This is a genomic window from Rummeliibacillus sp. JY-2-4R (assembly GCF_053847205.1).
In genome coordinates this window covers 2,763,023-2,787,854 of the sequence record NZ_CM132623.1, presented here as the reverse complement: position 1 = coordinate 2,787,854, position 24,832 = coordinate 2,763,023, and the positions used below count along the sequence as shown (strand labels likewise).

At 36.3% G+C, this 24,832-nt stretch carries 23 protein-coding genes; 21 read left to right on the top strand and 2 right to left on the bottom strand.

Features of this window, described 5'->3' with window-relative positions; translation table 11 throughout:
* Positions 1-12: 12 nt before the first annotated feature.
* The 6 genes from ACWV26_RS13675 to pheA all read left to right on the top strand — a co-directional run bounded on the left by ACWV26_RS13675 (position 13) and on the right by pheA (position 4,094).
* On the top strand, positions 13-354 hold the full coding sequence (locus tag ACWV26_RS13675; protein WP_455895284.1) for a ribosomal-processing cysteine protease Prp: 342 nt from the start codon (positions 13-15) through the stop codon (positions 352-354).
* A 12-nt stretch (positions 355-366) separates the two neighbouring features.
* Positions 367-663: a 50S ribosomal protein L27 gene (gene rpmA / locus ACWV26_RS13670; RefSeq protein ID WP_102691199.1), complete on the top strand. Its 297-nt coding sequence runs from the start codon at positions 367-369 to the stop codon at positions 661-663.
* A 213-nt stretch (positions 664-876) separates the two neighbouring features.
* Complete coding sequence (locus ACWV26_RS13665; protein ID WP_455895283.1) at positions 877-1,404, top strand: Spo0B domain-containing protein; 528 nt, start codon at positions 877-879, stop codon at positions 1,402-1,404.
* An 11-nt stretch (positions 1,405-1,415) separates the two neighbouring features.
* The gene (gene obgE / locus ACWV26_RS13660; RefSeq protein ID WP_455895282.1) at positions 1,416-2,705 is read left to right on the top strand and encodes a GTPase ObgE; all 1,290 of its coding nucleotides are present in this window, start codon (positions 1,416-1,418) and stop codon (positions 2,703-2,705) included.
* 18 nt (positions 2,706-2,723) lie between these two features.
* A complete protein-coding gene (locus ACWV26_RS13655) occupies positions 2,724-3,179 on the top strand; it encodes an ACT domain-containing protein (RefSeq protein WP_455895281.1) in 456 nt (151 codons plus the stop codon).
* 15 nt (positions 3,180-3,194) lie between these two features.
* On the top strand, positions 3,195-4,094 hold the full coding sequence (pheA, locus tag ACWV26_RS13650) for a prephenate dehydratase (protein WP_455895280.1): 900 nt from the start codon (positions 3,195-3,197) through the stop codon (positions 4,092-4,094).
* A gap of 327 nt (positions 4,095-4,421) precedes the next feature.
* Here the strand turns inward: pheA and ACWV26_RS13645 are convergent, their stop codons facing one another.
* On the bottom strand, positions 4,422-4,955 hold the full coding sequence (locus tag ACWV26_RS13645; protein ID WP_455895279.1) for a 3H domain-containing protein: 534 nt from the start codon (positions 4,953-4,955) through the stop codon (positions 4,422-4,424).
* Between the two features lie 135 nt (positions 4,956-5,090).
* Here ACWV26_RS13645 and ACWV26_RS13640 point away from each other — a divergent pair, with 135 nt between their 5' ends.
* The 9 genes from ACWV26_RS13640 (at position 5,091) to ACWV26_RS13600 (ending at position 12,901) form a co-directional block, all read left to right on the top strand.
* Positions 5,091-6,593, top strand: coding sequence for a LysM peptidoglycan-binding domain-containing protein (locus ACWV26_RS13640; protein WP_455895278.1), 1,503 nt, complete (start codon positions 5,091-5,093; stop codon positions 6,591-6,593).
* 3 nt (positions 6,594-6,596) lie between these two features.
* On the top strand, positions 6,597-7,460 hold the full coding sequence (locus tag ACWV26_RS13635; RefSeq protein WP_455895277.1) for a phosphotransferase: 864 nt from the start codon (positions 6,597-6,599) through the stop codon (positions 7,458-7,460).
* A 137-nt stretch (positions 7,461-7,597) separates the two neighbouring features.
* A complete protein-coding gene (gene ruvA / locus ACWV26_RS13630; protein WP_455895276.1) occupies positions 7,598-8,218 on the top strand; it encodes a Holliday junction branch migration protein RuvA in 621 nt (206 codons plus the stop codon).
* A gap of 18 nt (positions 8,219-8,236) precedes the next feature.
* The gene (ruvB, locus tag ACWV26_RS13625; protein WP_455895275.1) at positions 8,237-9,241 is read left to right on the top strand and encodes a Holliday junction branch migration DNA helicase RuvB; all 1,005 of its coding nucleotides are present in this window, start codon (positions 8,237-8,239) and stop codon (positions 9,239-9,241) included.
* A gap of 92 nt (positions 9,242-9,333) precedes the next feature.
* Entirely contained in the window at positions 9,334-10,383 is a 1,050-nt protein-coding gene (gene queA, locus ACWV26_RS13620) for a tRNA preQ1(34) S-adenosylmethionine ribosyltransferase-isomerase QueA (RefSeq protein ID WP_455895274.1), read from the top strand.
* 3 nt (positions 10,384-10,386) lie between these two features.
* Positions 10,387-11,529, top strand: a complete 1,143-nt coding sequence (gene tgt, locus ACWV26_RS13615; RefSeq protein ID WP_455895273.1) for a tRNA guanosine(34) transglycosylase Tgt — start codon at positions 10,387-10,389, stop codon at positions 11,527-11,529.
* Positions 11,530-11,575: 46 nt separating this feature from the next.
* Complete coding sequence (gene yajC, locus ACWV26_RS13610; RefSeq protein ID WP_455895272.1) at positions 11,576-11,857, top strand: preprotein translocase subunit YajC; 282 nt, start codon at positions 11,576-11,578, stop codon at positions 11,855-11,857.
* Between the two features lie 145 nt (positions 11,858-12,002).
* Positions 12,003-12,218 (top strand): hypothetical protein, encoded by a 216-nt coding sequence (locus ACWV26_RS13605; RefSeq protein WP_455895271.1) that lies wholly within the window; start codon positions 12,003-12,005, stop codon positions 12,216-12,218.
* A gap of 50 nt (positions 12,219-12,268) precedes the next feature.
* Positions 12,269-12,901 carry a DUF421 domain-containing protein gene (locus ACWV26_RS13600; protein ID WP_455895270.1) on the top strand — a complete coding sequence of 211 codons (633 nt, stop codon included), beginning with the start codon at positions 12,269-12,271 and terminating at the stop codon, positions 12,899-12,901.
* Here ACWV26_RS13600 and ACWV26_RS13595 read toward each other — a convergent pair.
* Positions 12,896-14,413, bottom strand: a complete 1,518-nt coding sequence (locus ACWV26_RS13595; RefSeq protein ID WP_455895269.1) for a putative polysaccharide biosynthesis protein — start codon at positions 14,411-14,413, stop codon at positions 12,896-12,898. The two genes, ACWV26_RS13600 and ACWV26_RS13595, sit on opposite strands and share 6 nt — an antisense overlap.
* A gap of 82 nt (positions 14,414-14,495) precedes the next feature.
* Here ACWV26_RS13595 and ACWV26_RS13590 point away from each other — a divergent pair, with 82 nt between their 5' ends.
* The 6 genes from ACWV26_RS13590 to ACWV26_RS13565 all read left to right on the top strand — a co-directional run bounded on the left by ACWV26_RS13590 (position 14,496) and on the right by ACWV26_RS13565 (position 24,823).
* Positions 14,496-14,798 carry a post-transcriptional regulator gene (locus ACWV26_RS13590; RefSeq protein WP_455895268.1) on the top strand — a complete coding sequence of 101 codons (303 nt, stop codon included), beginning with the start codon at positions 14,496-14,498 and terminating at the stop codon, positions 14,796-14,798.
* A gap of 316 nt (positions 14,799-15,114) precedes the next feature.
* Complete coding sequence (secDF, locus tag ACWV26_RS13585) at positions 15,115-17,382, top strand: protein translocase subunit SecDF (protein ID WP_455895267.1); 2,268 nt, start codon at positions 15,115-15,117, stop codon at positions 17,380-17,382.
* A gap of 150 nt (positions 17,383-17,532) precedes the next feature.
* Positions 17,533-19,458, top strand: coding sequence for a S8 family serine peptidase (locus ACWV26_RS13580; RefSeq protein ID WP_455895266.1), 1,926 nt, complete (start codon positions 17,533-17,535; stop codon positions 19,456-19,458).
* A 138-nt stretch (positions 19,459-19,596) separates the two neighbouring features.
* Positions 19,597-21,945: a single-stranded-DNA-specific exonuclease RecJ gene (recJ, locus tag ACWV26_RS13575; RefSeq protein ID WP_455895265.1), complete on the top strand. Its 2,349-nt coding sequence runs from the start codon at positions 19,597-19,599 to the stop codon at positions 21,943-21,945.
* Positions 21,945-22,457, top strand: a complete 513-nt coding sequence (locus ACWV26_RS13570; RefSeq protein ID WP_455895264.1) for an adenine phosphoribosyltransferase — start codon at positions 21,945-21,947, stop codon at positions 22,455-22,457. Before recJ ends, ACWV26_RS13570 begins: the two co-directional genes overlap by 1 nt.
* Before the next feature lie 170 nt (positions 22,458-22,627).
* Positions 22,628-24,823: a RelA/SpoT family protein gene (locus ACWV26_RS13565; RefSeq protein ID WP_455895263.1), complete on the top strand. Its 2,196-nt coding sequence runs from the start codon at positions 22,628-22,630 to the stop codon at positions 24,821-24,823.
* Positions 24,824-24,832 lie beyond the last annotated feature (9 nt).

The window sequence follows — 24,832 nt, the reverse complement described above, 5'->3', positions numbered from 1 at the left end:
GTTGGTGATACGATGATTACATTTACTATTCATAGCGATGATAATCGAAAATCTTATGGATTTGAAGTTTCAGGTCATGCCTATTCAGGTGAACCTGGTCATGATTTAGTATGTGCAGGGGCGTCTGCTATTTCTTTTGGAACTGTAAATGCGATTGGACAAATACTACAAATACAACCAGGAATCGAGCAAGGTGAAGACGGAGGATTCTTATCCTGCGTTATTGACAAAGCCGATGTTGATGCTGAAACGGATGCAAAACTGCAAATTATTCTTCAAACGATGGTAACCCAAGTATATACTATGGTTGCAAGTTATGGAGATTTTATCGAATTAAAATATAAGATGATCTAGGAGGTGGAACATATGTTACTAGTATCTTTAGATTTACAATTCTTCTCTTCTAAAAAAGGTGTAGGTTCTACTAAGAACGGTCGTGACTCTGAAGCAAAACGTTTAGGCGCTAAACGTGCTGATGGTCAATTCGCTACTGCTGGTTCTATTTTATACCGTCAACGCGGTACTAAAATTTACCCAGGAGAAAACGTAGGTCGCGGTGGAGATGATACTTTATTCGCGAAAGTTGATGGCGTTGTTAAATTCGAACGTTTCGGTCGCGATAAACGTAAAGTCAGCGTGTACCCAGTTGCTCAAGAAGCATAATCAACACACTAAAAGGGACTGCATTTACTGCAGTCCTTTTTCTTTCTTAAACTGATTGATGAGTATAATCAACGTAAGTTTAAATATATGACCTAAGTTCAAAATCGGCTTTCGCTATATTTTGCGAAAGCCGAATTTTTTCTAATAGAAGATAAATTATTTGAAAATTGGTATACTGTAAAAGGAATATATCATCCTAAGGAGTGTCACTTTATGAAAGAAAAAACACTCACTATAAATGAAGTACTACGTTTTGCAAATCATGATTTTCTAAACCAACTTCAATTAATAAAACTAAATCTTGATTTAGGTAAAACAGAGGCTGCAAAAGAATCGATTGAACAAAGCGCCAATCAGTGTAAAAATTTTTTCGCAATCAATAGACTAGGATTGCCCAAAACAATTGATTGGATTCATACATTGGGATGGCGTCACCCAAATTTAAAGTGTACCATACAAAGTATGATTGAACATGAAATAGATATAGAACTAGATGATGCGATATGTAACTATTTAGAACAATCAGTAGCACACATCTATTCATCATTAGATCCGTTTACTGAACAACAATTACAATTGCAGATTTATTCAACACAATCGCAATTTGAGATTTCATTTCATCTAATAGGACATTGGAATGAAAAAACAGTTTTCAATCAATCGATTGAACATCCGCTTCTTGCGATTGAAGATGAACAATATTCAGAAAAAGAATGGCAATATGTCATTTGTAAAAAGTAGGAGTGACTTTAATGTTTGTCGACCACGTAAAAGTTTACGTTAAAGGTGGAGATGGCGGTAATGGAATGGTAGCCTTCCGTCGAGAAAAATTTGTACCAAATGGAGGACCAGCTGGTGGAGATGGCGGCCATGGTGGAGACGTTGTTTTCGTTGTAGATGAAGGACTTCGTACATTAATGGACTTCCGTTATAAACGCCATTTTAAAGCAAACCGTGGAGAACATGGTATGAGTAAAAACCAACACGGGAAAAAAGCGGAACCATTATTAGTTTCTGTTCCACCTGGTACAGTTGTAACGGATGAAAAAACAGGCCGTGTCATTGCAGACTTAGTAGAACATGGACAAAAAGCCGTAATCGCAAAAGGCGGTCGCGGTGGACGAGGAAATTCACGTTTTGCTACACCTGCAAATCCTGCGCCAGAACTTTCAGAAAAAGGGGAGCCAGGACAAGAACTTAATGTTATATTAGAATTAAAAGTATTAGCTGATGTTGGGTTAGTCGGATTCCCAAGTGTAGGAAAGTCAACCCTACTTTCAGTTGTGACATCTGCAAAACCAAAAATTGGCGCATATCACTTCACAACAATCGTACCTAATTTAGGGATGGTTCGAATTGATGATGGCCGAAGCTTTGCAATGGCTGACTTACCAGGACTTATTGAAGGAGCATCTGAAGGTGTTGGTCTTGGACATCAATTCTTACGTCATATTGAACGTACGCGAGTAATTGTTCACGTGATTGATATGTCTGGTATGGAAGGTAGAGATCCATACGAAGATTATCTAACGATCAATAAAGAACTAGAGCAATATAATATGCGTTTAACAGAACGCCCACAAATTATTGTAGCCAATAAAATGGACATGCCAGACGCAGAAGAAAACTTAAAATTATTTAAAGAAAAAATCGGTGAAGATAATCAAATCTTCTCAATCTCAGCTATTTCACGTCAAGGTTTAAAAGAAATGTTATTTGCAGTTGCAGACCTATTGGATAAGACACCAGAATTTCCGCTTCATGAAATTGAAGAGGAAGAAACAGATGCAACTGTTCTATATAAACATGAAGCTAAAGGCGAGGATTTTGTCATTAGCCGTGACGATGATGGAGCATACGTATTATCAGGCTATACAATCGAGCGTCTATTTAAAATGACAGACTTTAGTCGTGAAGAATCAGTAAGACGCTTCTCACGTCAATTGCGTGGTATGGGCGTTGACGATGCATTACGCGAACGCGGTGCTCAAAATGGTGATACTGTTCGCTTATTAGAATTTGAATTTGACTTTGTGGAGTAGTAATCAGGGGGGAAAAAGATGAAAAATGTAGCAGATCAACGCTATTATTTAGTACGCGAAGATGTTTTAACAGATGCCATGCATAAAACATTAGAAGCAAAGCACTTGTTGCAAACAGGTGCTGTTACTTCTATTTGGGATGCTGTTAAGCAAGTCGATTTATCAAGAAGTGCGTTTTATAAGTATCGAGATGCTGTTTTCCCCTTTCACTCTATTGTACAAGAACGTATTTTAACAGTTTTTTTACAGCTAGAGGACCGCAAAGGAACACTAGCTCGACTTCTATCCACAGTAACGGATACGCATTGTAACATACTTACAATTCATCAAACGATTCCGATTCAAGGACGTGCGAATGTTACACTATCACTAGATGTTACAGCAATGGATGTGGAGTTAGACGAGTTAATCCAAAGTCTTAAAAAGCTAGACTTCGTAGAATCTGCAGAAGTAATTAGTTCAGGAGCATTATAAGGGGGCTATATCAAATTGGCATCAGAAGAATGGGAAAATCGAGTGGCTTATCTAGGCCCAAAAGGTACATTTACACATTTAGCAGCACAAGAATTATTTCAAAGCGAATGGACAATTCCTTATAAAACCATTCCAGAATGTATTGAAGCTGTGGCTGAAGGTCAAGTTGATTTAGCCATTGTTCCGGTAGAGAACGCTTTGGAGGGTACTGTCCCACTAACCATTGACTATTTGTTTCATGAGGTCAAATTATATGTAGTAGGAGAGGTATTATCTCCCATTGAACAACATTTAATGGTACATAAAAAACAGGTGGAAAACTGGGAAAACATAACAGGCATATATTCGCATCCACATGCACTTGCACAATGCCATAAATATCTCTATCATCGTTTTAAAACTATTCCTTTACAACAGACAACATCAACTGCTGCAGCAGCACAATTTGTCCATGAGCACCCAGAAGAGTGCATAGCAGCAATAGGAAATACAGAAGCAGCCAAAACATATGGCTTGGAAATTGTACAACCGAAAATTCATGATTTTCATTTTAACCATACGCGATTCTTTGTGCTTTCTAAAAAGAATAGACGAATTGACCTTCTAAATCGTGAAGAACAAATTAAAACAACGATTATGGTAAAACTGCCAAATGACCGTTCAGGAGCATTACATCAGATATTGTCTGTATTTGCTTGGCGCCAAATCAATTTAAGTAAAATTGAATCTAGACCATTAAAAACAGGTTTAGGTGATTACTTCTTTATCTTGGATTTGTTAGAAGATGAAAATGCCCCAATGATGAAAGGGGCAATGGAGGAACTAGCAGCACTTGGTTGCACAGTAAAATCATTAGGAAGTTATTTTACATTCAAGCAACATTCAAAAAAACAACAAAAGGAAAGTGCCCATTAATAAGGGCACTTTTTTTATTGTGCTAAGGTATAATTTGAGCAAGAAATGCCAGATTCGCAAACATCCTTCACATTGAAAATCGCAAAAAATGATAAAATTTAATCTTTTTCAAGGAATTAATTAATAAATTCTAAATAAAAATCATATTCTATTTTCGTACCACTAAAATAATCATTATCCGAGACAACTAAATTCGAATAGTTAAAGATGATTAAAGAAGCAATATAAATAAATGTGTACTATTCAACTATAAAACCTACCAAAAAAGATGCTACAAAAGTGTGTTCTTTATCCGCTACACTTTTTGTACCATCTTTTTTGCAATGATTAATCCTTTAATAGTAGATACCCTTTTTCATTTAATAACTTTTCAGCTAAGTCAAGCTGAGCTTCAGTCGGTGCAGTAATGGTATGAAGATGCGCGCCATCTGTTAACGCCATTAACGGGCTCGCATTCGTTTCATGCAATCTTTTCATAAATTGTTCGACATCATATCGGTTTTTTACCATAATATTTGCTGTTATTTCACCGTATACTGGATGTTCAACTGTGACGCTCTTAACTGTGATTCCTGCATCAACTAGTGTATTTAGTTCATCTTCAGTTTGAGCTTGAGTATGGTAAGCTGCTATTTGACGTTCAAAAATTTGTACACTCGGTTGACTATTTAAATATAGATAGCCTTGACTTGTTGCTACAATTGGTTCGTTTCTAGCTTTTAGTAAGGCTATATCATTGACGATTACTTGTCTAGAAACGTTCGTTCTTTTTGCGAATTCCGTACCTGTTATTGCAGATCCTTCTGTTTTTAATAAATTTAATAAAAATGCTCTTCGTTCTTCTCCAAGCAACTTTTTCATAAATAACACCTCAAAATACAAGCATAAATAGTACTTCTACATTCATAGTGTAACATGAAAGGCGTAAACAAATAAGATTCGAGTGTCCAAATAATGATGCTTTTCATATCGTAAGGAGACGGAAGGAGGAAATACGTGCGCGTTCATACTGTCAAAAAGGGCGAAACACTCTGGAAAATTGCAAGACAATATGGAATTTCTTTTGAGGATATAAAAAGATTAAATGCACATTTAGCGAATCCTGATTACATTGTTCCAGGGATGGAAATATTTTTGCCTGAAGCACCAAAAAAGGAACATCAAAAGCACGAGCAAAAAGAACATGCTGTAACGCAGCCAAAAGAACAACCAGTGGCAAGACCAAAAGAGCAACCAAAGGTGATGCCAAAGGAACAACCAATTGCGCGACCAAAAGAACAACCAAAAGTGATGCCAAAAGAACAACCAGTGGCACGACCAAAAGAGCAACCAAAAGTGATGCCAAAAGAACAACCAGTGGCACGACCAAAAGAGCAACCAAAAGTGATGCCAAAAGAATATCCAGTGGCACGACCAAAAGAGCAACCAAAAGTAGTGCCAAAAGAACAACCAATTATGCGACCTCCAGTAAAACCTGTAAAAGAAATGCCTAAAGAGCAGCCAATTCCAATTCCAATTGTAGAACCAAAGCCAATCCCACATGAACATCCATTTGTAGAATACCGCCCTATCAGAGCTAGAGTCGAGATGATCGAACAACATGAGGAGGAATTCACAATTCAGCCAATAAAGCAAGAGGCTCCTGTTAAACCTATTGCTGAAAAACCACCTGCACCGGTACCTGTTCCAATACCAATGCCGATGCCAATGCCAATGCCAGCTCCGTGTCCACAATATGTTGCACCAAAACCTTGTGGGTGTGGAGGGCACCATCATCATATGATGGCACCGCAACATCATATGATGGCACCACAACATCATCATGGATGTGGATGCGGGGGACACCATCATATGATGGCACCACAACTGGTAGCACCACAACTGGTAGCACCACAACATCATCAAGGGTGTGGATGTGGAGGTACAGGACACTTTATGGAACCACAATGGGCAGCTCCACAACAATGGGCGCAACCGATGTCGGGTCAAATGCCGATGTCGGGTCAAATGCCGATGTCGGGTCAAATGCCGATGTCGGGTCAAATGCCGATGTCGGGTCAAATGCCAATGCCGGGTCAAATGCCAATGCCGGGTCAAATGCCAATGCCAATGGGAGCACCATGGTCAGGACCAGAAACAACAATGGGTACTCAAATGGCACCACCACATTGGCAAATGCCAGAATCAACAAGAGAAATTGAATCTTCGTCATTCAATCAGCCGCAATACCCTGGGCATTCTGAGCAATATGTAGAGCCATGGCACCACATGCCAGCAATGTATAATCCGCAATTTGCAGAACCATGGAATTATGGTCAACAAATGCCGAATTATGGAATGCAACAATACCCAATGCAGCAATACCCAATGATGTCTCAACAAATGCCATCTCAACAAATGATGTGGCCTGGAAACTGTTGTTCACCATTCTCAGGGCATTACCCACAACCTCAGCCATATAATATGCCAAGCTATCCACAAGAGGGGTATGAGTCTTGATAGGTGAACAACTTCGAAATAAATAAGAAGATTAAATCAAATGTATGGCATTGTCAGTCAGGAAAAAAAGAATATGTTGTCAAAAAATATGACAATGAACTAGTTGCGGGTAAAGTGAAAATTATCCATGAAAAATTGGCTGACATGCAATTCCCACATACGTTATCAAAAGTTCAGTTAGAAGATCAAAACGTACTTATACAACCATGGATCAAAGATGCTAGGGCGTTTAATTATCATTCAAAATATGATCGAACAAAATCCCTAGCCATTTTACATCAGCTACATCAAACCGGAGAAAAAGTAGACTGGTCAAAAGATGTATATCTTTTACCATCGTATGATTTGCAGCTGAAATGGAAAGAAAGATTGCAGAAGTTCATCATGCATTTTACACAAGTATCTGTCTATTTAGGCACGGATCAATGCAATCAGCTTATATTGTATGCTCAAGAAGCACTGCAAGGTTTTAAGCAAATAGAACCATTACAGAGTCGAAAGACATTATTACACGGGGATGTAGTACATCATAATTTCTTGAAAGACTCTAAAGGTAGAAAATATTTAATTGATTTTGACTTAGCTTCTTATGGGCACCCGGAGGAAGAGCTAATAATGTGGATGCATCGTGTTTTACCACATGTAAATTACAACCTACGTACATTGCTAAATGAACAGCCATTACTTAAAACAATCCCAGCGAGCTATCTACAAACATTGCGTTTTCCAAATGAATTACTAAGAGAATGGATGTATGTAAAAACGGTTACGACTGAGAAGCAACAAACGTTTGTGGAAGAATTAATACAATTTACAGAAAGTGCACTCTCTTCTTGGCCAAAATTATGGTATGATTGTGGTGGGTAAAAACAGAATATACGTTTGTCTATTAAGATAGGCCAAAAACTATGGCCTATCTTTTTTCCCATGAATAATACTTAGAAACATCACCTATATGAAATTATGCTATAATCGATAGCGTTCTAATAAAAGGAGAAATGGCCATGTACGACTACATAATGGGTACTGTTACTCGTGTAACGCCTGAATATATTGTGCTAGAACAACAAGGAATTGGATGGCAATTGTACACGCCAAATCCATTTGCGTTCCAAGTTAAAAATGAAAATGTCAAAGTGTATACGCATTTACATGTTCGAGAAGATGCACAACAATTATTTGCGTTTAAAACATTGGACCAACGTGAACTGTTTCGAAAACTAATACAAGTTTCTGGTATTGGGCCTAAGGGTGCTCTAGCTATTCTAGCAAGTGGTAATCCGACTCAGGTAATTTCTGCAATTGAGCAAGAAGATGAAAAGTTCCTAGTGAAATTCCCTGGTGTGGGTAAAAAAACAGCGCGCCAAATGATTTTAGATTTAAAAGGGAAATTGGATAGTCTTATGTCAGATATTGAATTACCAAGTGCGGAAGATGAATTGCCATTATTTGGAGTTAATCCGAATAAGCATGAACTAGAAGAGGCATTATTAGCATTAGCAGCTCTTGGTTATTCTGAACGTGAACTTGCGAAAATTCGAAATCCGCTAGATGACGATGATCGTTTAACAACGACAGAAGATTATATGAAACAAGCATTAAAGTTATTATTAAAACAACAATAGTAGAAAGGAGAGAGTCTTATGGATGACCGTGTCGTTTCAGGTGAAGCTTCAAGAGATGATGATCAGTATGAATTATCATTGCGCCCGCAAACGCTCGTGCAATATATCGGACAGCAAAAAGTTAAAGAAAATTTGAAGATTTTCATAAGTGCTGCTAAAATGCGCGAAGAAAGTCTTGATCATGTCTTACTATATGGTCCGCCTGGTCTCGGAAAAACAACATTAGCAGCAGTTATTGCGAACGAAATGGGTGTCAATATTCGTATGACAAGCGGACCTGCCATTGAGCGTCCTGGAGATTTAGCAGCGATTGTTAGTTCACTAGAACCTGGTGATGTCCTATTTATCGATGAAATCCATCGTTTACCACGAGCAATCGAAGAAGTTCTTTATCCTGCCATGGAAGATTTTTGTTTAGATATAGTTGTGGGAAAAGGTCCTCAAGCTCGTTCAGTCAGACTAGATTTACCTCCTTTTACATTAGTTGGTGCAACAACAAGAGCTGGAGCGCTATCTGCTCCACTAAGAGACCGTTTTGGTGTATTATTACGTTTAGACTACTATGATGAATATTCATTGACTGAAATTGTTCGTAGAAGTGCTGAATTATTTGGTGTAAAGATAGACACAATAGCAGCAGGAGAAGTTGCTAGACGCTCTCGTGGAACACCACGTATAGCAAACCGTCTGCTAAAACGCGTACGAGATTACGCACAAGTTATTGGAAACGGTGATATTACGTTGGAATTAGCCCAAGGTGCCTTAGAACTATTGCAAGTCGACCCGCTAGGATTAGATCATATCGATCACAAACTGATTGAAAATATGATCGAACGCTTTCGTGGTGGTCCTGTTGGGCTTGATACAATTGCAGCTAGCATTGGTGAAGAATCTATGACTATTGAGGACGTATATGAGCCATATTTAATGCAAATAGGTTTTATCCAAAGAACGCCTAGAGGTCGTATGGTCACAGCACTTGCCTATGAGCATTTTGGTTATGCTTATCCATCAGAAACATAAAATATAAGCATTGTTAAATGACCAATTTGTAAGAAATTTAAGTTTCATATCTGTTTAACAATGCTAATAACAAGAAGGAAGTTAAGTTTACAATGAAATTAGAAGACTTTGATTACTATTTACCAGAAGAATTAATCGCACAAGTACCACTTGAAGACCGTGCATCTAGCCGTCTAATGGTATTAGATCGTGAAACTGGAGATGTATCACATCATCATTTCCGTGACATTATAGATGAATTACACCAAGGTGATTGCTTAATTCTAAACAACACACGTGTATTACCTGCACGTTTAATTGGGGTTAAAGAAGAAACTGGTGCCCATATCGAAGTATTATTATTAAAACAAACTAGTAATGATGAGTGGGAAACTCTAGTAAAACCTGCTAAACGTGTGAAAGTTGGCACAGAAATTTCTTTTGGTGAAGGATTACTTAAAGCAACATGTACTGGTGAATTAGAACATGGTGGTCGTATGTTCAAATTTGAATATGAAGGTATTTTCATCGAAATACTTGAAAAACTAGGAACAATGCCATTACCACCTTATATCCATGAAAAACTAGATGATCAGGAACGCTACCAAACAGTTTATTCAAAAGAACTTGGTTCAGCAGCGGCTCCAACAGCCGGCCTTCACTTCACAGAAGAGCTATTAGATCAAATTCGTGCGAAAGGTGTAAAAGTAGCATTCTTAACTTTACATGTTGGGATTGGAACATTTAGACCTGTTAATGTTGAAAATATTGAAGAACATGATATGCATGCTGAATTCTATAATTTGTCTGAAGAAACAGCACAAATTATTAATGATACAAAAGCAAATGGCGGACGAGTAATCGCAGTTGGAACTACTTCAACACGTACACTTGAAACTATTGCACACCGAAATTCAGGACAAATTGTAGCAGAGTCAGGTTGGACTACAATCTTCATCTACCCAGGATTTGAATACCAAGCAATCGATGGTATGATTACAAACTTCCATTTACCAAAATCGACTCTCGTGATGATGATTAGTGCATTAGCTGGCCGTGAAAACGTATTAAATGCGTATAAAATTGCTGTAGAAAATAAATACCGTTTCTTCAGTTTCGGCGATGCAATGTTCATCCGACCAAAAGCAAAGAAAGGAAATTAATACATGTCTCTACCAATCCGATACGAACTAATCAAAACAGATAAACAAACAGGCGCAAGACTAGGAATCGTGCATACTCCGCACGGCTCTTTCGAAACACCAGCTTTTATGCCAGTTGGTACCCAAGCGACTGTTAAAACAATGGCACCAGAAGAAGTAAAAGAAATGGGTGCTGGCATTATTTTAAGTAATACGTATCATCTGTGGCTTCGTCCAGGTCACGAAATTGTTCGTGAAGCAGGCGGTTTGCACAAATTTATGAACTGGGATCGTGCTATCCTAACAGATTCTGGCGGTTTCCAAGTATTTAGTTTAAGTGATATTCGCCGTATTGAAGAAGAGGGCGTACATTTCCGTAATCACTTAAATGGGGACAAGCTGTTTTTAAGTCCTGAAAAGTCAATAGAAATCCAAAATGCGCTTGGCTCAGATATTATGATGGCATTTGATGAATGTCCTCCATTTCCAGCTACGTACGAATATATGAAGAATTCTGTTGAACGTACTTCAAGATGGGCAGAACGCTGTTTAAAAGCACATGCTCGTCCACAAGATCAGGGATTATTTGGTATTGTCCAAGGTGGAGAATTTGAAGATCTTCGTAAACAATCTGCAAAAGATTTGGTATCCCTTGATTTCCCAGGTTACGCTATTGGTGGTCTATCAGTTGGTGAACCAAAAGATATTATGAATCGAATGCTAGAATATACAACACCATTACTGCCATCAGACAAACCACGCTATTTAATGGGAGTAGGTTCACCAGACTCACTTATTGACGGTTCTATTCGCGGAATTGATATGTTTGACTGTGTATTACCTACACGTATTGCTCGTAATGGGACATGTATGACAAGTCAAGGACGTTTAGTAGTGAAAAATGCAAAGTATGCTCGTGATTTTGGTCCACTAGATCCAAATTGTGACTGCTATACTTGCAAAAACTATTCACGCGCATATATCCGTCACTTAATTAAAGCTGATGAAACATTTGGTATACGATTAACTTCATATCATAATCTATATTTCTTACAAGATTTAATGCGTCAAGTACGTCAAGCGATTCGCGAAGACCGACTAGGTGATTTCCGTGAAGAATTCTTTGAACAATATGGATTTAATAAACCAAATGCAAAAAATTTCTGATTCTTGTATAATTAATGCTAGAGAGAGAAAGGGGGATATATAATTCATGTCATTACAAGGTCTACAAGGATTATTACCAATGATTATTATTTTCGCATTGATGTATTTTATGTTAATTCGTCCAGCACAAAAAAATCGTAAAAATACTCAAAATATGCAAAGTAATTTAGCAAAGGGTAATAAGGTTGTGACGATTGGTGGTTTACATGGCCAAATCGAAGCGATTGATGAAGCATCAGTAATTATTAAAGTTGAAGACGGTTCAAAATTACGTTTTGAACGTGCAGCTATTGGTAAAGTATTAGACGGTGCAGTTCAAACTAAATAATATAAATATATTTAGAATGAAATCTGAATTTAGAAAAATACTATCTTTAAACGTAAAAAGCCTTTATTTCAATTAGAAATAAAGGCTTTTTTGCATATATGTAGAAGTAATATACTATTCAACAGTTTGAAAAGGAAGCGATTGTATGAATAAAAAAAAACGGAATAAGAAATTGGAGCAACTAGGATATGATGATACTATTCATTCTCGCTTAACCGCTAGACAAAAAATGGCGCAGAACCGAACAAGAAATCGCTTAAAAGTGCATCCAAAGCCAAAATGGGTTCGCTCTTTTGGTCTGTTTATATTTATCCTTTTATTATTTGGGTTAGTTGTATCCGCAATTACCATTTTCTTGTAATGTATAAATTGATAAGAAAGACAAAGTATAAGAGAAAAAGGAGTCAAAATGTGAACGATTTACTAGTTATTGCATTTCGCATGGTATTCCTATACTTTGTCATATTAATTATCTTTAAGCTTATGGGAAAGCGTGAAGTAGGCGAATTAAGTGTAATGGATTTAGTCGTTTTTATATTACTTGCTGATGTAGCATCGTTTGCAGTTGACAGTCCAGATAGAAACCTATTTGAATCTATTTTACCAATGATTATCCTATTGATTATACAAATTACCATTTCCTATCTTTCATTAAAAAGTAAAAAGGTTCGTGATAAAATTGATGGAGATCCCATCATCATTATCCGTGATGGTCATCTTATGGAAGCTGCAATGAAAAAGCAACGTTATAATCTGGACGATTTATTTCAACAACTAAGAGAACAACAGATTGGTTCTATTCAAAAAGTTGCATATGCTTTTTTAGAGTCATCAGGCAATCTTTCTATCTTCATGAAAGACAGTGAGCCACCGGTATTACCGTTAATTGTGGATGGTGAGGTTCAAAAAAAGCATCTTATATTAACCAATAAAGATGAAAAATGGTTACACGAAGAACTTTCTAAAATTGGCTATACGAACATTGATCAAATTTTCTATTGTTGCTTTGAAGATGGACAAATTCATGTACAGCTAAAATCATAATCTTTTTCTTACGGTTTTTGTTAGATAGCGGAAATCGCTAAGTCGAATTTGATCCGCAATCATCAATACGACAAAAACTAAACCTAGAGTAATGGAACCATTAATCCAAAGGTTAAATTGAGTAGTCGGAAGGATATATTCACGGAAAATAACAATTAGGATACAAGCCCAATAAGGAACAATAAATAACTTAAAACCAGTATCAACATACTTTTTCTTACGAATGGTAGCAATATGCAAGAAAGAAGTGATTAGAACGCCAAATCCAATCGCGATGACTGCACCTGTTTCTGCAATACCCGGTTGAGATGCTAGAGCAAGCATGACTAAAAGCTTACCAATTCCACCATAAACAGAATTCATCATAGCTGCCTTTGCTTCATCTAAGGCTTGCAGGATGGAGTTCAAAGGACTTTGTATATAATAAAAGAAGAAGATGGGAGATAGTAATTTCATATACCCTCGATTTTCTGAGATGTGAAAGAGTTTAGTGGCGAACTCGTCTCCATACAAATAAAAGAATACGGCACTAAAACACCCAACGATTGTTGATAATCTGAGTGCAATATGAACACGCTCTCTAAGTAAGGATTGCTTTCCTCTTGCAACGGCGTCACTTACAGCAGGAATCAGTACTACAGCTAAAGCATACGGAATGAATGAAGGGAAAAGTAATAATGGAATATGAACGCCCGAGATAATCCCGTACTGCTTTGTAGCTACTGCTGCTGTTAATCCAGCTAATGTTAATGCTTTTAAAAAAACAATTGGCTCTAAAAACCAAGTAAAAGATCCAAATAATCTGCTACCAGTTGAAGGTAGTGCAATATCTAATATTGGTTTTGGAGAAGAATAGCCTTTTGATGATAAAACAAGACCTTTGTTTTTTGCGTAAAGGTATTTCCAATATAAATAGAGTAATGCAAAGGCTTCAGCAAGCCCAGTGATCACCATTGCATATGTAGCTGTCATAACTGGAGAATCTTGTACAACACCATAAGGCAAGAGCCAAGTAATCATGGCAATTCGAATAACTTGTTCGATTGTTTGTGACCATGCTGTTTCTTCGATTCTCGCAAGTCCTTGGAATAATCCTTTCAATAATGCAGATGCCATAGAAAGTGGAACAGTAAATAATGAAACATATAACAACATTCGAACATGATTATCGTGTAGAAGTTTTTCTGCTAAATAGGGTATAAATAATAATATGATTGGGAAGAAAATAAGAATCGAAATATAGCTTAATAGTCTAGATGTACGCATGACTTTACTGATTTCTACTCGTTTACCTTTTGCCTCTAACTCAGCAACTATTTTAGCTATCGCAATTGGGATACCTAATTGTACGAGTGATAAAAAGAAGATGAATGCAGGATAAGCTGTCATATAAACGCCTACAGCTTCTTCTCCAGCAACACGCATAAATTGCATTCGGTATAAGAAGCCTAATAATTTTGAGAGTAGTACAGCTCCCATTAGTAAAAAGGTGCCATGGAAAAATGAAGTCATAAGTTCCCTTCTTTCTATATATACAATTTCAATTAAAAAAATTAAATCTTGTACGTTCAAAATAATTGATAAAGGACGTGAAATGATGGTAGTTCAATATGAGAAAATATTTACAAAAGTTTTACCTGTCCTAAATATTAAAAAAGCAGATTTCAAGATAGAAGGCTTAAAGAACGTAACAGAACAGGATTTATGGCGATTTTTAGTATTAAAGAAATGGAAAAAGTTAACTGAGACAGATTTAGTATTGCATAAAGTTATTTCCGATATTTTTTCTTTAACTGCTGCTCAGTATATGACTTTCTCTCAAGTAGAAGAACTAAAAAGTGCAAATTGGTTTGCACCTATAAACGAGGAAGAATTGAAATTATTAATAGGAACTTAAAAAACACTTAAAAAACTCTTCATAAATTGTAATTAAGTAAATGGGATTGATTTGACAGGTAAACAAACCTGTTTCATAATAAACGTGTTATGCATTTATAGTGACAAGTTTGAATCAATAGAATATGAATCATTAGTATACGAGAATTCTACTGCTTCTTTGGGCAATCAGTGCTCGTGAATGTAAGATAGTTAAACTGACTAGGACATCACTAAAACAAAATAGTTACAGGACAACTAGCTAACGGAACGAACATCCTAAGATTGTCAGCTGTCATTTAGGAATACCGCGGCATTTGTTTGAGGAGGAAGTTTTAATGAAATTTAAAAGCCGAATCGTCGCGTTTCTAGTGATTGTCGTTCTAATTGGCGCACTCATAGGAACGACCGTAAAAGGCGTACTAAGTAATATTAACTTAGGCTTGGATCTACAAGGTGGCTTCGAAGTTCTTTATCAAGTAGAACCTTTGAAAAAAGGACAGCAAATTACTGAATCTGATGTCAAAGCTACGGCAGAAGCAATCAGTAAACGTGTCAATGTTCTGGGGGTAAGCGAACCTAGCATTCAAATTGAAAGCGGACACCGTATTCGTGTTCAATTAGCTGGCGTAAAAGACCAAGAATCAGCACGTGAAGTTCTATCAAATCAAGCAAACCTTACTTTCCGTGATGTCAATGACAAAGTGTTATTAGACGGTAATGATTTACAACAAGGCGGAGCAAAAGCATCATTTGACCAACAAGGACGTCCAATGGTTACTTTAAAACTAAAAGACCCTAACAAATTTGGTCAAGTGACAAGTAAAGTTGCTGCAATGGGTTCACCAAACAATCTATTAGTTATTTGGTTAGACTTTGTAGAAGGCAAGAATAGTTATAAGACTGAAGTACTTAAAAAAGACCCACAATTTGTTTCAAACCCACAAGTTACTCAAACGATTAACTCAAAAGATGTTCAAATCACAGGTAGCTTTACGGTTCAAGAAACAAAAGACTTAGCTGGTATTTTAAATGCTGGTGCACTACCTGCAAAATTAACTGAAATGTACTCAACTTCAGTTGGAGCACAATTCGGTGATGCAGCTTTAAATAGTACAGTATTCGCTAGTATTATCGGTGTTGCGTTAATATTCATCTTTATGATATTAGTTTATCGTTTACCGGGTTTAGTGGCTGATATTACTCTAACAATCTTTACATTTATTGTTTTAGTATTATTTAGTTGGATTCATGTAGTATTAACTCTGCCAGGGATTGCCGCATTAGTACTCGGGATAGGGATGGCTGTTGATGCCAATATCCTTATGTATGAACGTATTAAAGAAGAATTACGAGTAGGTAAATCTGTAAAAGCAGCATTCCATTCTGGATCTAAATCGTCATTTACTGCGATTTTCGATGCCAATATTACTACATTATTAGCAGCAGGCGTATTATTCGTCTTTGGTACAAGTTCAGTAAAAGGTTTCGCAACAACCTTAATCATCTCCATCTTAGTCAGCTTCTTAACTGCTGTATGGGGAACTCGTGTACTATTAGGTTTACTAATTAATAGTGGCTATTTAGATGGTAAAGTCGGATTATTTGGAGTCAAAAAATCGCGTGTACACAAAATCGAAGAAGGTGTTGATACACTTGACTTATCAACTCATTTCGATCGTTTCGACTTTGTTCATACTCGCAACAAATTCTTTGCGTTATCTGCAATATTAATTATTGCGGGGATGATTGTACTAGGTATTTTCAAATTAAATCTAGGAATCGACTTCTCTAGTGGTTCACGTGTAGAAGTTCAATCAGAACACGCTTTAACGAAAGAAAATGTTAAGACTTATATTGATAAAATCGGTTTCAGCTCAGATGACATTGTTATCTCTGGTAAGAATGATCGCGCAGTAATCCGATATAAAGACGACTTCACTAAAGAAGAAGTTAAGACAATGAAAGCTGATTTCAATAAAGAATTTGGTCATGAACCAATGATCAGCACAGTGTCTCCTACAATTGGTCAAGAACTTGCAAAAAATGCCGTCAAAGCTCTTGCATATGCAGCAATCGGTATTATTATCTATGTTGCCTTACGATTTGAATGGCGCATGGGTGTAGGTGCAATTGTATCACTTCTCCATGATGTATTCTTCATGGTGGCGATCTTCAGTCTATTCCGTATAGAAGTAGATATTACGTTTATCGCAGCAGTATTAACAATTGTCGGGTACTCCATCAATGATACAATCGTAACATTTGACCGTATTCGTGAAAACTTACACAGAGTGAAGAAAATTAATGATGCTGACGATTTAGCACATATTGTGAATAAGTCATTACGTCAAACTTTAGCTCGTTCTGTTAATACGGTAATGACAGTAATTGTTGTAGTTGTTGCATTATTGATCTTCGGAGCAAGTTCAATTTCAACCTTCTCAATTGCATTGTTAATCGGTTTAATCACTGGTATGTATTCATCAATTTACATCGCAGCTCAAATCTGGTACGTATTAAAAGTACGTCAAATGAAGAAAAAAGGCCATGTTGATGTAAGTAAAAAGAAAAAGCAATGGGGTTCAGACGAGCCTGTAGTTTAATACATGAAAAGGACTGTCTTAGACAGTCCTTTTTTTGTTCTTTTTATTACGAGTACAATGAGTTCTAAAATAATTCAAACTAATCTCATAAATACATGTTAAAATAATAGAGTAATTTAAACTAAATTTTATTATATGGAGAAATGAATTATGAACTATAAAAAGTGGTTGACGACAGCAGTTACAACATGCATCGCATCAGTAGCCCTTCCATTTTTTGCGCATGCCAATACGAATCAGTTAGATGATGTCATGATCGTTTATAAAAATAATGATGTTAAAGATGAAATTAAAAATCTTGCTGTTTCAATTGAACATACATATGAAAACCTAAAAACAATTGAGGGAACTTTTACTTCTGAATCATTAAATCAGTTAAAAAAACAACCAGATATTAAAGTAATCGAAAAAAATCCTGAAAAAGTTGAATCCTATGAAACATCTAGTGCAAACCTACTCTCTATTACACCCAGTTGGAATATCAACACATTGCAAGCACAGAACGCATGGAAGTTAGGGATTACAGGCAAAAATGTGAAAATAGCGGTGATTGATACAGGAGTAGCAGTGAATAATTCCTTGCAAAACGTCAAAAGATATTCGTTTGTAGATGATGATCCTAAAACCAAGACAATCGATGAAAGTTCCCCGTATGATTTCGATGGTCATGGAACATTTGTATCCGGGATTATTGCTGCTGGAATAGGGCCAAACTATTTTAATAATAGGATTGGCGTTGCACCGGATGTATCTCTTTATAGTCTCAAGGTATTTGAACAAGATGAAGCAACAATGGAGTCGCTGATGAAGGCACTGGAATGGTCAATCGAAAATCATATTGATATTATCAATATGTCACTTGGGACTTCAGTTGACGATCCTATTTTAAAAAACGGGGTTGAAAAAGCATATGCTGCAGGAATCACTTTAGTTGCTGCTGTTGGTAATGATGGAGTAGGAAAAAATGTAGAATTCCCAGCAAGATACAATCAGGTAATTGCTGTATCTTCTATCAGCCAAAATGATCGCATATCAAACTTTTCAAATACCGGTTCCAAAGTTGAGTTCACGGCACCTGGAAGTAATGTGTACTCATTGGGGCTTAGTAATCAGATTATGCAAGAATCAGGAACTTCTTTTTCTGCACCACATGTTACTGGATTTCTGGCGCTATTAAAGCAACAATTCCCTGACTATACAAATGATCAACTTCGACAAGTATTAAGAAATTTTACGCTTGATTTGGGGGAGCGGGGAAAAGATGATTATTATGGATATGGTTTAATAAGATATAATCAATCCGTTCCAGAAGATGTTCAATCAGTGAAGGTGGATCATATTACAAAAACTTCAGCAACTATTTCCTTTATTCCAAAGAAAAATGCGATTGTACCTGCAAAGAAGTATCAAATTTTTGCGAACAATCATTTAGTTGCCTCAACATCAAACCTAAATTATCAACTAAACAATCTAACTAGTGGAACAACCTATAAAGTTTCGGTAAAAGCTGTAAATTCAAATAATATTTCTGCATTAGGGAGATTTATAAGCTTTACTACTGAAAAACCATCAGCATCTGAACAATTTATAGAAAAAAATGCTGGTACTATAACAAGTTGGATTAATCTAATACATAAAGGAAAAGCCATAAATTTTAAATCACAATTCGCACCTTTATACTCAATAACTACTGGGCTAACAAAAACACAACAAAATGAAGTGAAACATTACAGTGAAAAAATGAAACTATTGAAAATTACAGCCACTTCATCATCGAAAGAAGTAAAAGCAACAAATTTAAAAAGTATGAAGACAAAAAAAACAACAAGCATCACGTTTAGTACAGCCATAAAACCTTCTACTCTCACATCCCATAACGTCTTTGTGATTAGTGAAGGGAAAAACATATCAGGTTTTACGATAAAGAAAGATCAAAAGGGAAAGACGATTAAGTTATCATCAAAAAGTAATTTAACTAAAGGAAATTATATAATTTTCATTGACAATAAAGGTTTAAAAACGTTTAAAGGTAAGGTAGTTTCAAAACCAATAGCTATCGAATTTACAGTAAAATAATGAATAAGTGGCCACATTATACTTTATAAAGGCAATGTGGTCATTTTGTTTAGAATTATTTAATAAGTCTATTAAAATCGCTCGACTATTAATAGAATCATATATTTTGTATAATTATATCCGTTAGGAAGTGAAATAATGACAGCAACTAGAAAAAGATGGCATATTAATCGCCTAGATGAACAGCTTGTAAAAGAATTACAAGGTGAACTCAAAATTTCATCTATCTCTGCGAAAATATTAGTAGCACGTGGTTTCACTACAGTTGAAGCAGCCCGTGCTTTTTTAATGATTGATGAACAAGCTATCCACGATCCTTTTGAAATGCACGGTATGAAAGAAGCCGTTGAACGAATAAATAAAGCAATCGAAAATAAGGAAAAGATTTTAGTCTATGGAGATTACGACGCTGATGGGATTACAAGTACCACGGTAATGAAAACCGCACTTCAAGATCTCGGTGCAAATGTATCTCACATGATTCCAAATCGCTTCATAGATGGCTATGGTCCAAGCGAACGATTATTTAGACAAGCATATGAAGAAGGTTATCAACTTATTATTACGGTTGATAATGGTATTGCAGGGAACTACGAAGTACAAGTTGCCAAAGAGTTAGGATTAGATGTTATCATAACCGACCATCATGAACCCGGGGAAGTATTACCTCCTGCAGATGTCATTATTCATCCAAGACATCCAGATGGACATTATCCTTTTGGAGAATTAGCTGGCGTTGGTGTAGCTTTTAAAGTAGCGCATGCACTATATGGTAAATTTCCTAAGCATCTTTTAGAAATTGTTGCAATAGGAACAATAGCAGACTTAGTTCCACTATTAGATGAAAACCGGTACCTTGTAAAAGCAGGAATTGAAGCTCTTCAACATACCGCAAGACCTGCTATTAAAGCATTGTGCAAAGTATCTGGTATAAAACAACAAGAAATAAATGAAGAAACCATTGGATTTAGTATAGGACCTAGATTAAATGCTTTAGGCAGACTAGGTGATGCAGCACCAGGGGTAGATTTCTTAATGGCAACGGAACAGCAAGAAGCACTTTCCATGGCAAACTATTTAAATGAACAAAATAAGGAACGTCAAGCAATCGTAAGCGAAATTACTGAACATGCAATTGCTATGGTAGAAAATGATGAGGAAATTGGTAATTCACAAGTCCTCGTTATTGCTGAAGAAGGTTGGAACCCAGGAGTAGTCGGTATTGTAGCATCTAGATTAGTAGAAAAATATTACCGACCAACCATTATACTATCAATAGATGTAGAAAAGGGAACAGCAAAAGGCTCTGCAAGAAGTATTGAAGGCTTCCATATGTATAAGGAATTAGCAAAAAACAGAGATATTTTACCTGCATTTGGAGGACATCCTATGGCTGCGGGGATGACTCTTGCAATGGAAGATGTAGATGAATTGCGCAATCGTTTAGATATGCAAGCAAGAGAATGTTTATCTGAAGAAGAGTTAATCCCTGTATTGGATATAGATATCCCTCTCAAACTAGAAGAAATTGATATCCATGCAATCGAAGATGTCCGTTCATTGGCACCATTTGGTACAAGCTTTGCAAAGCCGATGTATGTAATAGAAGATGCTACGATTCAATCAATGCGTAAAATTGGTGCGAACGAAGACCATATTAAGCTACAAATCGGATTTAATAATCAGGAAATTGATGCAGTTGGTTTCCATAAAGGTTACTTAGCCGATGAATTAACGCATGGAATCAAAATTTCCTTTGCTGGGGATCTTCAAATTAATGAATGGAATGGACGAAAAAAACCACAACTAATGCTACAGGATGTAAAAACAGATGAATGGCAATTATTCGATTTGAGAGGAATACGTCAAGTGGCACGTTGGTTACAAACAATACCTTTAGAAGAAGTAACCTTTATAGCATTTAGAGAAGAAACCATTCAATATTTTGATTCCCTCATTTCAAAAGAAATTTATTTATATGATGAAGAAATTTCCAATGCAAATTGCTCTTCATATATTGTACTATTAGATTTGCCGCAAAATATTCAATTATTAGAATCGCTACTGGAAGTAATCAAACCTATTCGAATCTACGCACATTTTTATATTCCTGATTCTCACTTTTTCGATGGAATGCCAACTCGTGAGCAATTTGTATGGTATTATACTTTTTTGCGAAAAAGACAAGTTTTCGATTTGCGTAAGAATCTAACAGAATTAGCAAAGCATAAAGGCTGGAGCCGTAATATGCTTATTTTCATGACACAGGTGTTTTTTGAACTTGGATTTGTTACAATAGAGAATGGACTCGCGAAGATTGTAGAACATCCGCCAAAAAAAGATTTAACAAGTGCGAACATCTATCAAGAACGCAAGCAACAAATGGAGTTAGAAAGAACTCTTTTGTATGCACCATATAAGGATTTAAGAGAGTGGTTTGACCTACGTTTAAATGGTCAATCAGTTTCTGAGGAGGAACAATACTAATGGATTTAAAACAATATGTGACAATCGTAGAAGACTGGCCTAAAGAAGGCATTTCCTTCAAAGATATCACAACTATTATGGATAATGGGAAAGCATATAAATATGCTACTGACCAAATCGTTGAATATGCAAAAAAAGTTGGAGCCGAACTAATTGTAGGACCTGAAGCTCGTGGCTTTATCACTGGATGTCCAGTAGCATATGCTCTTGAAATTGGATTTGCGCCAGTTCGTAAACCAGGTAAATTACCACGAGAAGTAATCACTGCTGATTATGGACTTGAATATGGTAAAGATACATTAACTATGCATAAAGATGCCGTTAAGAAAGGTCAAAAAGTATTAATCGTAGATGATTTATTAGCTACTGGTGGTACTGTCGATGCTGCCATCCGTTTAGTAGAACAACTAGGTGGAGAAGTGGTAGGTTGTGCATTCTTAATTGAATTAGAAGAATTGCATGGTCGTGATAAAATTAAAGATTACGACGTGTTTACTTTAATGAAATACTAGATATTAGGATTGGACAAATGATGGAAGCCCTTGGGAATCTGCTCTGAGGGCTTGCGTAATTTGTCGAATTGTCGAATTTATTGTTGGAATAGCCTTTACAAATGGGCTGTTTTTTTTATACAATTAAAATTATACCTAATCGGAAAATTTATGGAATAGGGTGAGCTAACATGGCGAAAGATCAAGTGATGACAGTAGAAGAAGTTTTCGCAATTCTTACATCATATATGAATGACGAACACGTTGCATTTGTTAAAAAAGCATATGAAGTAGCAAAAGAAGCACATAAAGAGCAGTTCAGAAGTTCAGGTGAGCCATATATCCTGCATCCGGTTCAAGTCGCTGGTATTTTAGCTAACTTAGAAATGGACCCAGAAACAGTTGCTGCTGGCTTTTTGCATGATGTAGTTGAAGACACACCTGTCACACGAGAAGACCTTGTGGAACAATTTAGCGAAGAAGTTGCTATGCTTGTAGATGGGGTTACCAAACTAGGAAAGATTAAATATAAATCTAAAGCAGAGCAGCAAGCTGAAAATCATCGCAAAATGTTCGTTGCAATGGCACAAGATATTCGTGTCATTCTCATAAAATTAGCAGATAGATTACATAATATGAGAACGCTTAAACATTTACCTGTCGAAAAACAACGTCGTATTTCAAAAGAAACACTTGAAATCTTCGCTCCATTGGCACACCGTCTTGGAATGTCTACAATCAAATGGGAGTTAGAAGATACGGCGCTACGTTATTTAAACCCTCAGCAGTATTACCGCATCGTAAATTTAATGAAACGAAAACGTGTGGAACGTGAAGATTATTTAAAATCAGTAATCGACGAAGTTAAAGTACAACTTGATGAAATCAAAATCAATGCAGACTTATCTGGTAGACCAAAGCATATTTATAGTATTTATCGTAAAATGGCGATGCAAAATAAGCAGTTTAATGAAATCTATGACTTATTAGCAGTTCGAGTCATTGTAGATAGTATCAAAGATTGTTACGCTGTATTAGGTATTATTCACACACTTTGGAAACCAATGCCGGGGAGATTTAAAGACTATATAGCGATGCCGAAACAAAATCTCTATCAGTCACTTCATACCACAGTAATTGGTCCATACGGAGATCCTTTAGAAGTACAAATCCGGACAAAGGAAATGCATAAGATTGCTGAGTATGGGGTTGCAGCACACTGGGCATATAAAGAAGGCAAGAATGTCGATAAAAATAAATCAAATATTGACAATAAATTGACTTGGTTCCGAGAAATTTTAGAATTTCAAAATGAATCATCGAATGCGGAAGAATTCATGGAATCATTGAAATTTGATCTATTCTCAGACATGGTTTATGTATTTTCTCCTAAGGGCGATGTAATTGAGTTGCCAGCTGGTTCAGTTCCAATCGACTTTGCATATCGGGTTCACTCAGAAATCGGAAACAAAACCATAGGGGCAAAAGTAAATGGTAAAATGGTGCCACTGGATACACCGTTAAAAACAGGCGACATTATTGAAATTATGACATCTAAACAATCATTCGGTCCGAGCCGAGATTGGTTGAATATTGCACAATCTTCACAAGCAAAACACAAAATTAAGCAATTCTTTAAAAAGCAATTACGTGAAGATAATGTAACTAAGGGTCGTGATATGATTGAAAAAGAAATCGACGAGCAAGGATACGATCCAAAGGAAATATTAACACAGGAAAACTTTAAACGAGTCTGTGAAAAATTAAACTATGCAAATGAAGATGATTTAGTAGCAGCAGTTGGTTTTAATGGAATGACTGCTTTACAAGTGGTCAATCGATTAGCTGAAAAGGTAAGAAAGCAACGTTCCCAAGAAGAAGCAATAGAGAAAATTACAAAAGAGATGAAAACACCTCCAAAAGAAAAAGTGACAGAAACAGGTGTTGTTGTAAAAGGTTTAGATAACTTACTTATTCGTTTATCTCGGTGCTGTAATCCTGTACCTGGAGATGAAATAGTTGGATTTATCACAAAAGGTAGAGGTGTCTCTGTCCATCGTGCAGACTGTCCAAATGTCCAAGTTTCAGAAGAGCAAGAACGATTAATCGAGGTGGAATGGGGACATAATTTGGAACATGAACAAAAACTATTTGATGTTGATATCGAGGTAGCAGGATTTGATCGTTCTGGCTTGTTGAACTCAGTTATCCAAGTAGTTACAGAAACCAAAACTTCCATTAGTGCGATTAGTGCTCGAACTGATAGAGATAAAATTGCTACCATCAATTTGACATTGAAGATACGTAATATTCAATCGTTATATAAAATTGTAGATCGTATTAAACAGGTACAAGATATTTATTCAGTACAACGTGTAACGCACTAAGATAGGAGA

Bases quoted from the DNA above. Each gene is read 5' to 3' on its own strand.
- ACWV26_RS13675 (WP_455895284.1), top strand. From the start codon at position 13: ATGATTACATTTACTATTCATAGCGATGATAATCGAAAATCTTATGGA.
- rpmA (WP_102691199.1), top strand. From the start codon at position 367: ATGTTACTAGTATCTTTAGATTTACAATTCTTCTCTTCTAAAAAAGGT.
- ACWV26_RS13665 (WP_455895283.1), top strand. From the start codon at position 877: ATGAAAGAAAAAACACTCACTATAAATGAAGTACTACGTTTTGCAAAT.
- obgE (WP_455895282.1), top strand. From the start codon at position 1,416: ATGTTTGTCGACCACGTAAAAGTTTACGTTAAAGGTGGAGATGGCGGT.
- ACWV26_RS13655 (WP_455895281.1), top strand. From the start codon at position 2,724: ATGAAAAATGTAGCAGATCAACGCTATTATTTAGTACGCGAAGATGTT.
- ACWV26_RS13645 (WP_455895279.1), bottom strand. From the start codon at position 4,955: ATGAAAAAGTTGCTTGGAGAAGAACGAAGAGCATTTTTATTAAATTTA.
- ruvA (WP_455895276.1), top strand. From the start codon at position 7,598: ATGTACGACTACATAATGGGTACTGTTACTCGTGTAACGCCTGAATAT.
- ruvB (WP_455895275.1), top strand. From the start codon at position 8,237: ATGGATGACCGTGTCGTTTCAGGTGAAGCTTCAAGAGATGATGATCAG.
- queA (WP_455895274.1), top strand. From the start codon at position 9,334: ATGAAATTAGAAGACTTTGATTACTATTTACCAGAAGAATTAATCGCA.
- tgt (WP_455895273.1), top strand. From the start codon at position 10,387: ATGTCTCTACCAATCCGATACGAACTAATCAAAACAGATAAACAAACA.
- yajC (WP_455895272.1), top strand. From the start codon at position 11,576: ATGTCATTACAAGGTCTACAAGGATTATTACCAATGATTATTATTTTC.
- ACWV26_RS13605 (WP_455895271.1), top strand. From the start codon at position 12,003: ATGAATAAAAAAAAACGGAATAAGAAATTGGAGCAACTAGGATATGAT.
- ACWV26_RS13595 (WP_455895269.1), bottom strand. From the start codon at position 14,413: ATGACTTCATTTTTCCATGGCACCTTTTTACTAATGGGAGCTGTACTA.
- ACWV26_RS13590 (WP_455895268.1), top strand. From the start codon at position 14,496: ATGATGGTAGTTCAATATGAGAAAATATTTACAAAAGTTTTACCTGTC.
- secDF (WP_455895267.1), top strand. From the start codon at position 15,115: ATGAAATTTAAAAGCCGAATCGTCGCGTTTCTAGTGATTGTCGTTCTA.
- ACWV26_RS13580 (WP_455895266.1), top strand. From the start codon at position 17,533: ATGAACTATAAAAAGTGGTTGACGACAGCAGTTACAACATGCATCGCA.
- recJ (WP_455895265.1), top strand. From the start codon at position 19,597: ATGACAGCAACTAGAAAAAGATGGCATATTAATCGCCTAGATGAACAG.
- ACWV26_RS13570 (WP_455895264.1), top strand. From the start codon at position 21,945: ATGGATTTAAAACAATATGTGACAATCGTAGAAGACTGGCCTAAAGAA.
- ACWV26_RS13565 (WP_455895263.1), top strand. From the start codon at position 22,628: ATGGCGAAAGATCAAGTGATGACAGTAGAAGAAGTTTTCGCAATTCTT.